The following is a 13,235-nucleotide window of genomic DNA, read 5'->3' on the forward strand; positions in this document are numbered from 1 at the left end:
AGCGATGCCGCCCCGAGCCCTTCACCTCGCTACAGCGCGCCGTGATCTGCTCTAGTCGGCAGATCCGCCGTACCCCGGGGTGCGTCCTACCCCTGTGTTCGCCCCATCCCGCTCTGCGCCGTCCCCGGGTCTGCGCCGTACCCGGAAGTACGCCGTGAGACGGCGGTAGCCATCCGCCCCTCCCCCCGCAACCCGTTGTCGCCCGCCCCCCTGCGTGGCAGCTTGACGACCCCTCGTCCCTCCCGCCTCCCGTCGCATGCTGTCGCCGTCGCTCGTCCAGCAGATCGCGACCGAGCTGTCGCTCCCCGCGCGCTCGGTCGCCAACACGCTCGCCCTCTTCGACGAGGGGAACACCCTCCCGTTCGTCGCCCGCTACCGGAAGGAGGTCACGGGCAACCTCGACGAGGTGCAGCTGCGCGACGTGCGCGACCGCGCCGACTACCTGCGCGAGCTCGAGGAGCGGCGCGCGGCGGTGCTCAAGTCGGTCGAGGAGCAGGGGAAGCTCACCGACGACCTGCGGGCGCGCATCGGCGCGGCCGACACGAAGCAGGCGCTCGAGGACCTGTACCTCCCGTACAAGCCGAAGCGCCGCACGCGCGCCATGATCGCGCGCGAGCGCGGGCTGGAGCCGCTCGCCGAGCTGCTGTGGGCGGGCGAGGCCGACGACGCGACGGCGGAGGCGGCGGCCGCGGCGTACGTCGACGCGGCGAGGGAGGTGCCGGACGTCGCCGGCGCGCTGCTGGGCGCGCGCGACATCCTCGGCGAGCGGGTCGCCGAGGCCGAGGCGCTGCGCGACGCGGTGCGCCAGGCCACGCGGGCGCGGGGCGCCGTGCGCAGCGGCGCCGCGAGCGGCAAGGAGAACGAGGTCTCGAAGTTCCAGGACTATTACGACTTCCGGCAGCTGCTCGCCGACATCCCGTCGCACCGCGTGCTCGCCATCCGCCGCGGCGAGGAGGAGGGGTTCCTCGTCTGGTCGATCGACGCGCCGGTCGAGGAGATCGTGGCGCTGCTGGAGCGCGACGTGGTCGGGCGCCGGCGCGCGTCGCGGCTGCTCGGGCAGGTCGTGCAGGACGCGTACAAGCGGCTGCTCGCGCCGTCCATCACCGTCGAGCTGCGGCTGGAGCTGAAGACGCGCGCCGACGAGGAGGCGATCCGGATCTTCGGGCAGAACCTGGAGCAGCTGCTCCTCGCGTCGCCCGCCGGCGAGCGCGTGGTGATCGGGCTCGACCCGGGCTTCCGCACCGGCGTGAAGGTCGCCGCGCTCTCGCGCACGGGCGCCGTCGTCGAGACGGACACCTGGTTCCTGCACCAGCCCGACCGCTTCGCCGCGCAGCTCGTGCGGCTGGCGGCGCGCCACGGCGCGGAGCTGATCGCGATCGGCAACGGCACCGCCTCGCGCGAGACCGAGCAGCTGACCCGCGACGCGATCGCCGCCGCCGGCGCGGCGCTCGGCGGCGCGCGGCCGCAGGTCGTGGTGGTCAACGAGAGCGGCGCGTCGGTGTACTCGGCGTCCGACCTCGCCCGCGAGGAGCTCCCCGACCTCGACGTCTCGCTGCGCGGCGCCGTGTCGATCGCCCGCCGCCTGCAGGACCCGCTCGCCGAGCTGGTGAAGATCGACCCGAAGTCGATCGGCGTCGGGCAGTACCAGCACGACGTCAACCAGCCGCAGCTCAAGCGCCGGCTCGACGAGGTGGTCGAGAGTTGCGTGAACCGCGTCGGCGTCGAGGTGAACACGGCCTCGGTCGCGCTGCTGGCGTACGTCGCCGGCGTCGGGCCGACGCTCGCGCAGAACATCGTCCGGCTGCGCGACGAGCGCGGGGGCTTCCGGTCGCGGAAGGACCTGCTCGAGGTGCCGCGCCTCGGCGCCAAGGCGTTCGAGCAGGCGGCGGGCTTCCTCCGCGTGCGCGGCGGGGCGCACCCGCTCGACGCGTCGGCGGTGCACCCCGAGCGCTACCCGCTCGTCGAGCGCATCGCCGGGGACCTCGGCGTCCCGCTCGGCCAGCTGGTCGGCGACGAGGCGCTGGCCCAGCGGGTGGAGCCGCAGCGCTACGTCTCCGACGAGGTCGGACTGCCGACGCTGCGGGACATCCTCTCGGAGCTGCGGAAGCCCGGGCGCGACCCGCGCGAGGGGTTCGAGCTGCCGGCGTTCCGCGACGACGTGAAGGAGCCGAAGGACCTGCAGCCCGGGATGGTGCTGGAGGGGGTGGTCACGAACATCGTGGCCTTCGGCGCCTTCGTGGACGTCGGCGTCCACCAGGACGGGCTGGTGCACGTCTCACAACTGAGCGATCGCTACGTCGCCGACCCGAACGCCGCGGTGCGCGTCGGGCAGAAGGTCCGCGTCACCGTGATGGCCGTGGATCTGGAGCGGAACCGGATCGCGCTGTCGATGAAGTCGAGCCCTGACGCGCGCGCGCCGCGCGAGGTGCGCGAGGCCGGCGGGCTGACGGGCGGGCGCCGCGCCGAGCGGCCGGACGCGCGCCCGGCGGCCAGGGGCGGGCAGGGGCCGAAGTCGGCGCCCAGGCCGGCGCCGTTCGTGCCGAAGTCCGGCGCGGTCGCGCCCAACGGCATCCGCTTCAAGTGAGCGGCGCGGCGCGCGCCTGAGACTCCGGCAGGCGCGCGTCGGTCACGAATGCGTGCGCCGATCGCGAAGTTCGTGCGGCGGCGGCACCTACGCGCGCCGCGCGATCTTGCCCGCGGCGCGCGCGGCGCCTTACCTTCTGCCCGCCGCGTCCGGGCCGGCGCGCTCATCGAGTCTTCGCTGAGGCGCCTGCGCCTCGTCGCGCGCCCGTTCGTCCCCACCGGGACTCCGCGCGGCGGCACGCCCGCCGGAGGTCCCGTCCCCTCCCTCCGGAGACCTCCATGTCGTTGAAGCTCGTCCGGGCCGCGGGGCTGTGCCTCGTCCCGATGGTGCTCGGCGCACTCGTTCCGAGGCTCGTCCTCGCGCAGGGCACCGGCACCGTGCGCGGCCGCGTCACCGACGCCGCCGGCCAGCGTCCGATCGCCGACGCGCAGGTCAGCGTCAGCGGCACGACCGTCGGCGCCATCACGAACGCCGCCGGCGACTACGTGATCGCGAACGTCCCCGCCGGCGCGCAGCAGCTGCGCGTCCGGCGCATCGGCTTCCAGGCCGCCTCGCAGGCGGTGACGGTGAACGCCGGCGCCAGCGTGACCGCGAACTTCTCGCTCTCGCAGGCCGCGGCGCAGCTCGACCAGGTCGTCGTCACCGGCACCGGCGGCGCCACGACGCGCCGCACCGTCGGCAACGCGATCACCACGATCAACGCCGCCGAGATCACGCGCGACAACTCGATCTCGAACGTCAGCGAGATCCTGCAGTCCAAGACCCCGGGCGTGACGATCCTCCCAGGCTCCGGCACGCCGGGGACCGCGGGCGACATCCGCATCCGCGGCAGCAACTCCCTCAGCGGCTCGCGCCCCGTGATCTTCATCGACGGGATCCGCATGAGCAACGAGGGGCTCGGGAACTTCAACCCGACCGGCACCGGCGCGACGGGCCAGGCCTTCTCGGCGCAGATCACGTCGGGCCTCGACTTCCTCAACCCCGAGGACATCGAGAGCATCGAGGTCATCAAGGGCCCCGCGGCCGCGACGCTGTACGGCGCCGACGCCTCGTCGGGGGTCATCCAGATCCTCACCAAGCGCGGCATCCGCGGCCAGCAGAAGCCGCAGTGGACGCTGCGCGGCGAGCGCGGGCTGAACCAGTGGGGGACGGAGACGCTCACCAACTACCTGACCTGCGACTCGGCGCGCATCGCCGGCCGCACGACGGTGAACGGCGTCTCCGAGCCGAACTTCCCGGGCTGCCAGGGCCGGGCCGTCGGCACGGTCATCACGCAGAACCCGCTCGACATCGACCCGGCCGCGCTGCGCGACGGCACGATCCAGCGCCTGAACGTGGGGCTGCGCGGCGGCGCCGACCGCTACTCGTACTTCCTGTCGGGCGACAAGGACGACGAGTACGGCGTGTACTTCAACAGCTTCAACCGCCGCAAGGCGGGGCGCGGCAACTTCACGCTCGTGCCCAACGACCGGACCGAGCTGGCGATCAACGTCTCGTACGCGCAGAACGACCTCCGGCTCCCGCCGCAGGACGAGTCGGTGCTCGGCGTGCTGCTCAACGCGGTGCGCTCCCAGCCCGGCGCGCGCCCGACGGGCAACTTCCGCACGGTGTTCACGGGGACCGACACGATCGTGTACCCGAACCAGAGCCCCGAGCGCGCGAACAACTACAACAACCGCACGCGGTCGGACCGCCTGCAGCTCGGCGCGACGCTGAACTACAACCCGGCCAGCTGGCTGCGGAACCGCCTCACCGTCGGCACCGACCAGATCTTCTCGACCGCCGACGTGCTGGTGCTGCCGGGCGACGAGTTCGAGCCGGTCGGCAACGTGCTGCAGCGCACCCCGCGCTTCCGCGACTACACGGTCGACTACGTCGGCCAGCTGCCGTACAAGATCACGCCGTCCTGGTCGGGGACGACGTCCTTCGGCACGCAGATCATCGCCCGCCTCCGCGAGACGCTGACCGCCACCGGCGCCGGCCTCGGCGCCCCCGACGTCACCGTCATCGGCTCGGCCCAGACGACCACCGGCACGAACACCTACTCCGAGAACAACTCGGTCGGGTACTTCGGCCAGCAGGAGGTCTCCTGGCGCAACCGGCTGTTCCTCACGGGCGCCGTGCGCGCGGACGACAACTCGTCGTTCGGGACGAACTTCGACCTGATCGTCTACCCGAAGTTCTCGCTGTCGTGGGTGCTGAGCGAGGAGCCGGCGCTCGAGGGCGTGTTCAAGACGCTCGCGACCAACAGCTTCAAGCTGCGCTCCGCCTGGGGGCAGGCCGGCCGCGCGCCCGACCCGTACACGGCGACGCGCACGTACCAGATCATCCGGTCCACGCTCTCGCAGACGAGCACCGGGTCGGGCCTCATCACCAACTCGTACGGCAACCAGGAGCTGAAGCCGGAGCGCGGCGAGGAGTTCGAGGTCGGCTTCGAGAGCAGCCACCTCGGCGACCGCCTCGGCCTCGACTTCACGTACTACAACCGTCGCACGCGCGACATGCTCGTGGGCGTCCCGGTCCCGCCCTCGGTCGGCTTCATCTCGTCGCCGATCACGAACCTCGGCACCGTGAAGAACTCGGGGCTCGAGCTCGCGCTGACGGCGACGCCGGTCTCCACGAGCCGGTTCGTCTGGGACACGCGCATCAACGGGTCGACCAACAACGACATCCTCGAGACGTTCGGCGTCCCGGGGAAGACGAGCGAGGTCCCGATCAGCCAGGCCTACGGCGCCGTGCAGCAGCACCGCGTCGGCTACCGCCTCGGCTCCTACTGGGCCCCGGTCATCCAGCGCGACGCGTCGGGCAACATCCGGCTCACGGCCGGCGGCGCGATCGACACCGTCGGGACGACCCAGTACATCGGGCCGTCCGCGCCGACCCGCGAGCTCGGCTTCTCGAACACGTTCACGTTCTTCCGCAACTTCCGCCTGTACGCGCTGCTCGACTACAAGGGCGGGCACTACCTGTTCAACCTGAAGGAGCGCAACCGCTGCCAGACGGCGAACGACAACTGCGCCCGCGCCAACGACCCGCGCTTCCTCGGGGCCCGCAACCCGCGCAACGCGGCCGACTCGCTGCTGCGCCGCGAGCTGGACGCGATCCGCACGATCCCGTCGCTGTTCATCGAGAAGGCGGACTTCGTCAAGCTGCGTGAGGTCTCGCTCAGCGTGACCATCCCGCAGCGCCTGATCGCGCGCAGCGGCGCCGAGACCGCGCAGCTCGTCCTCAGCGGCCGCAACCTCGGCCTGTGGACCGACTACACCGGCCTCGACCCCGAGGTCAACTCGTACGGCGGGCGCAACTTCAACCGCGTGGACGCCTACGCGGCCCCGATGGCGCGCCGCCTGTCGGCGCAGCTCAACTTCACCTTCTGACCCCCGGCGATTCCATGCGAAAGCTGCAATCGGTCCGCCGCGGTCCGCGGGTCCGGCTGGCGACGCTCGGCGCGCTCGTGCTGGGCGCCGCGACCGCCGGCGCCTGCAACGACTTCCTCCAGGCCGAGAACCCCGGCGCGGTCGAGGAGACCGACGTCAACCAGCCGCAGTACGTGAACCTGCTGATGAACGGGATCATCGGCGAGTTCCAGCCGGCGTTCGGCAACATCACCTGGTGGAACGCGATCTACACGGACGAGCTCTACAACCGGAACACCTTCTTCGAGGAGGCGCTGATCGACCGGCGCCAGGTCGGCCCGGAGAACGGCACGCACAACACCTTCATCTACCCCCGCATCCACCGCGCCCGCTTCCTGGCGGACGACGGCGTGCGCCGGATGAAGGAGATCCTCGGCGACAGCGCGAGCCGCGACCTCCGCGTCGCCCGCGCGCTGGCGTACGGGGGGATGACGTACAACTACCTCGGCGAGATGTACTGCGACATCCCGTTCGACGGGCAGGCGCCGCAGACCCCGGAGGCCGTGTTCCGCGCGGCCATGACCAAGCTCGACTCCGCGGTCGCGATCGCCAACGCCGCGAAGACGGCCGCCAAGGCCCGCGTGCCGCTCGTCGCCGGCGACACGCTGGCCGCCGACTCGGTGCGCAACTTCGCGCTGGTCGGCGCGGCGCGCGCCGCGCTGAACGTCAACGACCGGGCGCGCGCGGCGACCTACGCCGGCCAGGTGCCGGCGGCGTTCGCCTTCTTCGCCCAGTACTCGACCAACAGCACGGCCGAGAACCACCGCGTCTGGCAGAACCTGACGGCGGCGTCGGGCGGCACCACCGACAACACGCCGTTCCGCGACATGGCGGGCGACGTGCGCATCCCGCGCTCCGGCGCGACCGGCGTGACGGGGCTCATCCCGCGCTCGCCGGCGTCGTACAGCACGTTCGACGGCACGCCCACCGGCTCGCCGTTCGTCGCCGGCGGCACGATCCGCATCGCGTCGGGGCTCGAGGCGCGCTACATCGTCGCCGAGACGCAGATCGAGAGCAACCCGACGGCGGTGCTGGCGCTCATCAACGAGCGGCGGGCCTTCGGCCGGCTCCAGCAGCCGGTCACGGGGCTCACGGGCGCGGCGCTGCTCGCCGAGCTGCGCGACCAGCGGCGGCGCGACTTCTACCTCGACAACCACCGCCTCGGCGACCTGCGGCGGTACCAGAAGTTCTACCAGATCAACGAGTTCCCCACCGGCCCGTACCCGACCAGCACCACCGGGGACCGCTACGACACGGCGACCTGCTGGCCGCTCGCGCTGGCGGAGATCAACAGCAACCCGAACATCCCGCGCTGATCCGGGATCCGGGCGAACGACGAGGGGGCGCCGTCCAGCGGACGGCGCCCCCTCGTCGCGTGCGGCCGCCTCGGCGCCGCCGTCAGGACTCGCGCAGCGCCGCCATCGGCGTCTCGCGGAACGCCTCGCGCCCGGTGATGAAGCCGATCGCCAGCGTGAACGCCACCAGCAGCGCCGCGATCCCGAGCGCCGCGCCCCAGTCGGGGGCGAACGGCCCGCGGAACACCCACTTCTGCAGCGCCCACGCCCCGCCGAACGAGAGCAGCATCCCGGTGAAGGCGCCGAGCGCGCCGAGCACCGCGTACTCCGCCAGCAGGATGCGCCCGATCTGCGCCCGCGTCGCGCCGAGCGTCTTGAGCAGCACGGCGTCGCGCAGCCGGTCGCGCCGCGTGGCCGCCACCGCGCTCACCAGCACCGGGACGCCCACGGCCAGGCAGAAGATCCCGAGGAAGCGCACCGCGACCGACACCTTCTCGATGATCCCGCCCACGGTGCGCTGGATCAGCGACAGGTCGACGCTGGACACGTTCGGGTGGCGGGCGACGACGTCGCGCTGCAGCCGGGCCACCGCGTCCGCCGACGGCACGCGCGCCATGATGACGAACTGCTTGGGCGCCTGCACCAGCGCCGCCGGCTGGAAGACGGCGAAGAAGTTGGGCTCGAACCGTTGCCAGTTGACCTCGCGGAAGCTCGTCACCCGCGACGGCACCTGCACCCCCTGCACGTCCCACGTGACGGTGTCGCCCAGCGACAGCCCGAGCTCGCGCGCCACGCCGGCCTCGAAGCTCACCTCCGGCAGCGCCCCCTCGGCGGCGTCGGTCTTGAAGAAGGTCCCGGCGGTGACGCGCTCCGCGTCCCCCTGCGTCGTGCGGTAGGTCGAGCGGTACTCGCGGCGGAGCGGCCAGCGCTCGCCGCGCCGCGCGCTGTCGGCCAGCATCGCGGCGGTGGTGCGTCCGTTGACCGCGGCGATGCGCATCGTGACGATCGGCGTCGACGAGACCACCTCGTTCCCGCCGACGCGCAGCGCCGAGTCCACGAACGCCGCCTGGTCCTCCTGCACGTCGAAGAACAGGACGTTGGCGCGCGTGGTCGCGCTCCGCACGTCGAGGGTCCGCAGCAGGTTGGACTGCACCAGGTAGATCGTCGAGACCAGGAACGCCCCGAAGCCCAGCGCGAGCGTCACCGCGCGCGTCTGGCTCCCCGGGCGGTAGAGGTTCGCGACCCCCTGCCGCACCACGTACGGCCACCCGGCGCGCAGAGACCGGCGGGCCAGCGCGCTGGCCGCCGTCGCGCTCAGCCAGAGCAGCACGATCGCGCCGAAGATGGCGGCCGTGATCCCGATCCCGTCGCGCAGCCGCCCCGTGCGCTGCACCGCGAGGGCGGTGACGCTGGCGACCACCGCGAGCCCGACGACGACGTTCGCCCAGTCGATCCCGCGCCCGCGGAGCGCGCCCGGGTCCACCTCGCGCCGGATCGCCTGCAGCGGGCTGACGCGGCGCAGCGCCAGCAGCGGGCGGAGGGCGAACACCAGCGCCACCCACACGCCCACGACCACGCCGGCGCCGATCGCCGCCGGCTCGAGCGACACGCGCACGTCCACCGGAAGGAAGTCGCCGAGCACCCGCGGCAGTGCGACCTGGATCCCGATCCCGATCAGCGCGCCCGCCAGCGCCCCCACGAGCCCCATGATCGCCGCCTGCGTCACGTAGATCGCCAGGATCTGCCGCGAGGTCGCGCCGAGGCAGCGGAGCACCGCCACCGTGTCGATCTTGCGCGCCACGAACGCGCTGACCCCGCTTGCCACGCCCACGCCGCCCAGCAGCAGGGCGATGAGCCCGACGATCGAGAGGAAGTCGGTGAGCCGGTCGACCGCCTCGGTCAGCCCACGCTCCGTGTCGGCGACGGTGCGGCCGCGCACCTGCCACTCGTCGAGGTTGGCGCGCAGCGGCTTCAGGAACGGGGCCGCCGCCTGGCCGTCGGGAAGCTTCACCACCGCCTCGTACTCGGCGCGGCTCCCGAAGACGAGCAGCTGCGTCTCGGCGAGGTAGCGCGCCGGGATGTAGACGCGCGGCCCGATCACCGACGCGATCCCGGCGTCGCCGGGGACGTTGTCGAGCGTGCCGTCGATGCGGAACCGCCCGTAGCCCAGCACCAGCGTGTCGCCGATCTGCGCGTCGAGCGCGACCAGCAGCGAGCGGTCCACCAGCGCGTGCGGCGCCGTGTGCAGCGCCGCCCAGCGGCCGACCGGCTGCGTCGTCACCTCGCCGTAGAACGGGTAGCCTGGCTCGACGGCGCGCACTTGCACCAGGCGCGTGCGCCCGGTGCGCGGCACGAGCCCCATCGACGCGAACTGCGTCGTGCGCGCCACGCGCATCCCGCGCGCCGGCAGCGAATCGAGCAGCGCCAGCGCCGGCTTGGGGAACGGGCGCCGCGACTGGAAGGCGACGTCGCCGCCGAGCAGCGCGCGGGACTGCTCGCGCACCGAGCCGCCGACGTTGCCGGCGAACGAGTCGATCGCCACCAGGGCCGCGACGCCGAGCGCGATCGACGACATGTAGAGGAGCAGGCGGCGCCGCGCGGTGCGGCTCTCGCGCCAGGCGAGGCGGACGAGCGAGGACCAGGGCGAGCGTCGGGCGTCGAGCGTGGAGCGGGTGGACCCGGCCTGGGCGTCGCCCGGCAGCGTGGCAGCCGTCATCAGGCGGCCCCCTCGACGCTCACCGCGCGACGCTCCCCGGTGTCCTCCACCACCCGGCCGTCGGCGACGCGGATCACCCGCTGCGCGCGGGCGGCGAGCCCCAGGTCGTGGGTCACCAGCACGATCGTGGTCCCGTCCTCGCGGTTGAGCGACTCGAGCAGCTCGACGATGCGGCCGCCGGTCGCGCCGTCGAGGTTCCCCGTCGGCTCGTCGGCGAACAGGATGCGCGGCCGGTTCACGAAGGCGCGGGCGATCGCCACGCGCTGCTGCTCGCCGCCCGAGAGCTGGGTGGGGAAGTGGTGGCCGCGCCCGCCGAGTCCGACGCGCTCCAGCAGCTCGCGGGCGCGCGCCTCGGCGCCGCGCTCGCCGCGCAGCTCGAGCGGGACGGTGACGTTCTCCAGCGCCGTGAGCGTCGGGATCAATTGAAAGCTCTGGAACACGAACCCAACTTTCTCGCCGCGGAGGCGCGCGCGCGCGTCCTCGTCGAGGGCGGTCAGGTCGGTGCCGTCGAGCAGGACCTGGCCGCCGGACGGGACGTCGAGGCCGGCGAGCAGGCCGAGCAGCGTCGTCTTGCCGCTGCCGGAGGGCCCGACGATCGCGGCGAAGGCGCCGGTCTCGAGCTCGAACGAGACGTCGCGCAGCACCGCGAGCGGCCGGCCGCCGCTCAGGAACTCCTTGGACAGCGAACGGGCGACGAGCATGGGTCAGCGGAGCGGGGGAGTCGGGAGGGTCGTGCTGGCGGGGGCGCTGCTCGCGGCCGCGCTGGGGTGCGGCGCGGGCGCGGGGGCGCCGAAGGATACCGCCGCGGCGGCCGCGGATTCGGCGGCGGTGGGTGCTACCCCGCCGGCGGCCGGGGCGCCGCTGCGCGTGCTGTTCGTGGGCACCAGCCTGACGGCGGGGTTGGGGCTCGACCCCGACAGCGCCTACCCGGCGCTCATCCAGCGCGCCGCCGACTCGGCCGGGGTGCCGATGACGGTGGTGAACGCCGGGGTGAGCGGGGAGACGTCGGCGGGGGCGCTGCGGCGCATCGACTGGGTGCTGCGCGAGCCCGTCGACGTGCTCGTGCTCGAGACCGGCGCGAATGATGGGCTGCGCGCCCTCCGGGTGGACTCCACGCGGGCCAATCTTGAAGCGATCCTGACGCGGGCCCGGCGGGCGCACCCCCGGGCGCGGCTGGTGCTGGTGCAGATGGAGGCGCCGCCGAACCTGGGTGCCGAGTATACGGGGCGGTTCCGGGGCATGTTTCCCGAGGTGGCGCGGGCCGCCGGGGCGACGCTGACCCCGTTCCTGCTGGACAGCGTGGCCGGGGTGGGGCGGCTGAACCAGGGGGACGGGATCCACCCCAACGAGGCGGGGGCGCGCGTGGTCGCGCGGACGGTGTGGCGCGCGCTGCGCCCGGTCGTGGACTCGGCGCTGGCCGCCCGCGCGGGCGCTTGACCCGGGCCTGGGGTCAGGGCAAATTCCGAGGCTGCAAGCACTTACCGCCGACTCTCCTCCATCCGACGCTCGCCATGGCAATGCCTGCCACGCAGATCCGCCGCGGGATGGTCCTCGTGTTCGAGGGCCAGCCGTGCCGCGTGATCGAGTTCCGCCACCACACCCCCGGCAACCTGCGCGCGATGGTGCAGGCGAAGCTCAAGAACCTGCGCACGGGGTCCTCGTTCGAGCACCGGTTCCGCGCCGCCGACGCGATCGAGAAGGCGGACATGGAGACGCACGACCTGGAGTTCCTCTACCAGGGCGGCGACACGTACCACTTCATGAACGTCGAGAACTACGACCAGCTCGAGATGGACGAGGAGGCGCTCGGCGACAACGCGCAGTGGATGCAGCCGGGGATGCGGATCGTCGCGGAGTACTACGACGGGAAGCCGATCGGCATCCAGCTCCCGGCGTCGCTGACGTTCGAGATCGTGGAGACGGCGCCGGTGATGAAGACGGCGACGAAGAACGCGTCGAGCAAGCCGGCGAAGCTGGAGAACGGGGTGACGGTGAACGTGCCCGAGTTCATCAGCACCGGGGAGCGCGTGCGGGTGAATCCGCAGACGGGCGAGTACCTGGAGCGGGCGAAGGACTGAGCCGGCCGGCGGGGCGGGCGCGGTGCCGGGGTGGTCCCTTGAACGGCCCCCCGGCGGCCGTTAGCTTTCTCGGCCGCTCGGCAACCATGGTGGCTATAGCTCAATCGGTTAGAGCACCGGTCTGTGGCACCGGGGGTTGCGGGTTCAAGTCCCGTTAGCCACCCCTCCGCACGAAGCGCGACGCTGGTCGTGGTAGGTCCCGTAGGTCCGTAGCTCAACTGGTAGAGCACTGGTCTCCAAAACCAGCGGTTGGGGGTTCAAGTCCCTCCGGGCCTGTCCGGCTAATTGAAAATCGTTCGGCGCTAGTTTAGAGTTCTGTGCTCGCCCGGAAACGGGCCGAGCCATGCGGCGGTATCGTCTAGAGGCCTAGGACACAGCCCTCTCAAGGCTGGAACACGGGTTCGAATCCCGTTACCGCTACTGCGCACTGCGAGAGTCCGATAGGAGCGAACGGGCGGCCCCATCGTCTATCGGTTAGGACGCTACCCTTTCAAGGTGGAGAGACGGGTTCGATTCCCGTTGGGGCTATCGCAGCGCGTCGTGCACGAGATGCAGGACCTCGCAATGGATCGCGAGGGTGGTAGGGGGCCGTAGCTCAGTTTGGTTAGAGCACTCGACTGTCACTCGAGAGGTCGCGGGTTCGAGCCCCGTCGGCCCCGTTGGGTTCGTAGCATCCAAGCCTGGTGAGCGCGCGGTTGACGACCGCCGCGCCCCACGCTGCCCTGGTGGTGAAACTGGTAGACACGCCATCTTGAGGGGGTGGTGCCGAAAGGCGTCGCGGTTCGAATCCGCGCCAGGGCACTCCTAGCGGTACGCTGGTTCGGTGGGCATCTTCCGCCACAGTAGCTCAGTGGTAGAGCACCCGATTCGTAATCGGGCGGTCGTGAGTTCAATCCTCACCTGTGGCTCTCGCAGCACGGTCGAAGTGGTACGCGGGAGTAGCTCAGTTGGTAGAGCGCCAGCTTCCCAAGCTGGATGTCGCGGGTTCGAACCCCGTCTCCCGCTCTCTGGTCCGAAACGGCCCCGATCTCCCGATCGGGGCCGTTTTGCGTTCCCGGACCCGCCGGTCGCGCCGTCCGGGATCGTGCGGATGGGGAGCGCGCCGGCGCGACGGGTAGATTCGACGCGAACCCGACCGGCCGTGGA

Annotated in this window: 7 protein-coding genes and 8 tRNA genes; 13 read left to right on the plus strand and 2 right to left on the minus strand. The window is 72.2% G+C overall.

Annotated features, from left to right (window positions below):
* Positions 1 to 256 precede the first annotated feature (256 nt).
* The 3 genes from PYV61_RS00005 (at position 257) to PYV61_RS00015 (ending at position 7,316) form a co-directional block, all read left to right on the plus strand.
* On the plus strand, positions 257 to 2,584 hold the full coding sequence (locus PYV61_RS00005; RefSeq protein ID WP_275826984.1) for a Tex family protein: 2,328 nt from the start codon (positions 257 to 259) through the stop codon (positions 2,582 to 2,584).
* A gap of 278 nt (positions 2,585 to 2,862) precedes the next feature.
* Positions 2,863 to 5,961, plus strand: coding sequence for a SusC/RagA family TonB-linked outer membrane protein (locus PYV61_RS00010; RefSeq protein WP_275826986.1), 3,099 nt, complete (start codon positions 2,863 to 2,865; stop codon positions 5,959 to 5,961).
* 14 nt (positions 5,962 to 5,975) lie between these two features.
* Positions 5,976 to 7,316, plus strand: coding sequence for a RagB/SusD family nutrient uptake outer membrane protein (locus PYV61_RS00015; protein ID WP_275826988.1), 1,341 nt, complete (start codon positions 5,976 to 5,978; stop codon positions 7,314 to 7,316).
* An 82-nt stretch (positions 7,317 to 7,398) separates the two neighbouring features.
* Here the strand turns inward: PYV61_RS00015 and PYV61_RS00020 are convergent, their stop codons facing one another.
* Both PYV61_RS00020 and PYV61_RS00025 read right to left on the minus strand, forming a co-directional pair.
* Positions 7,399 to 10,011: an FtsX-like permease family protein gene (locus tag PYV61_RS00020; RefSeq protein WP_275826990.1), complete on the minus strand. Its 2,613-nt coding sequence runs from the start codon at positions 10,009 to 10,011 to the stop codon at positions 7,399 to 7,401.
* Positions 10,011 to 10,712, minus strand: coding sequence for an ABC transporter ATP-binding protein (locus PYV61_RS00025; protein WP_275826992.1), 702 nt, complete (start codon positions 10,710 to 10,712; stop codon positions 10,011 to 10,013). The genes PYV61_RS00020 and PYV61_RS00025 overlap by 1 nt, the downstream gene beginning before the upstream one ends.
* 31 nt (positions 10,713 to 10,743) lie before the next feature.
* Here PYV61_RS00025 and PYV61_RS00030 point away from each other — a divergent pair, with 31 nt between their 5' ends.
* The 10 genes from PYV61_RS00030 (at position 10,744) to PYV61_RS00075 (ending at position 13,094) form a co-directional block, all read left to right on the plus strand.
* Positions 10,744 to 11,448, plus strand: a complete 705-nt coding sequence (locus PYV61_RS00030; protein WP_275826993.1) for an arylesterase — start codon at positions 10,744 to 10,746, stop codon at positions 11,446 to 11,448.
* Positions 11,449 to 11,528: 80 nt separating this feature from the next.
* Positions 11,529 to 12,089: an elongation factor P gene (efp, locus tag PYV61_RS00035; protein ID WP_275826995.1), complete on the plus strand. Its 561-nt coding sequence runs from the start codon at positions 11,529 to 11,531 to the stop codon at positions 12,087 to 12,089.
* An 89-nt stretch (positions 12,090 to 12,178) separates the two neighbouring features.
* A tRNA-His gene (locus PYV61_RS00040) sits at positions 12,179 to 12,252 on the plus strand.
* A 40-nt stretch (positions 12,253 to 12,292) separates the two neighbouring features.
* Positions 12,293 to 12,365 (plus strand) — tRNA-Trp (locus tag PYV61_RS00045).
* A 71-nt stretch (positions 12,366 to 12,436) separates the two neighbouring features.
* Positions 12,437 to 12,509, plus strand: a tRNA-Glu gene (locus PYV61_RS00050).
* A 36-nt stretch (positions 12,510 to 12,545) separates the two neighbouring features.
* Positions 12,546 to 12,617: transfer RNA gene (locus tag PYV61_RS00055), tRNA-Glu, on the plus strand.
* A 56-nt stretch (positions 12,618 to 12,673) separates the two neighbouring features.
* A tRNA-Asp gene (locus tag PYV61_RS00060) sits at positions 12,674 to 12,748 on the plus strand.
* Positions 12,749 to 12,808: 60 nt separating this feature from the next.
* Positions 12,809 to 12,890: transfer RNA gene (locus PYV61_RS00065), tRNA-Leu, on the plus strand.
* A gap of 35 nt (positions 12,891 to 12,925) precedes the next feature.
* Positions 12,926 to 12,997 (plus strand) — tRNA-Thr (locus PYV61_RS00070).
* Positions 12,998 to 13,021: 24 nt separating this feature from the next.
* Positions 13,022 to 13,094: transfer RNA gene (locus tag PYV61_RS00075), tRNA-Gly, on the plus strand.
* The last annotated feature ends 141 nt before the right edge of the window (positions 13,095 to 13,235 follow it).

The organism is Roseisolibacter sp. H3M3-2 (assembly GCF_029211165.1).
Classification (GTDB): Bacteria; Gemmatimonadota; Gemmatimonadetes; order Gemmatimonadales; family Gemmatimonadaceae; genus Roseisolibacter.

What these genes read in the sequence shown, in the direction of transcription:
- PYV61_RS00020 (WP_275826990.1), bottom strand. Translation starts at nt 10,011, where the DNA reads ATGACGGCTGCCACGCTGCCGGGCGACGCCCAGGCCGGGTCCACCCGC.
- PYV61_RS00005 (WP_275826984.1), top strand. Translation starts at nt 257, where the DNA reads ATGCTGTCGCCGTCGCTCGTCCAGCAGATCGCGACCGAGCTGTCGCTC.
- PYV61_RS00010 (WP_275826986.1), top strand. Translation starts at nt 2,863, where the DNA reads ATGTCGTTGAAGCTCGTCCGGGCCGCGGGGCTGTGCCTCGTCCCGATG.
- PYV61_RS00015 (WP_275826988.1), top strand. Translation starts at nt 5,976, where the DNA reads ATGCGAAAGCTGCAATCGGTCCGCCGCGGTCCGCGGGTCCGGCTGGCG.
- efp (WP_275826995.1), top strand. Translation starts at nt 11,529, where the DNA reads ATGCCTGCCACGCAGATCCGCCGCGGGATGGTCCTCGTGTTCGAGGGC.
- PYV61_RS00025 (WP_275826992.1), bottom strand. Translation starts at nt 10,712, where the DNA reads ATGCTCGTCGCCCGTTCGCTGTCCAAGGAGTTCCTGAGCGGCGGCCGG.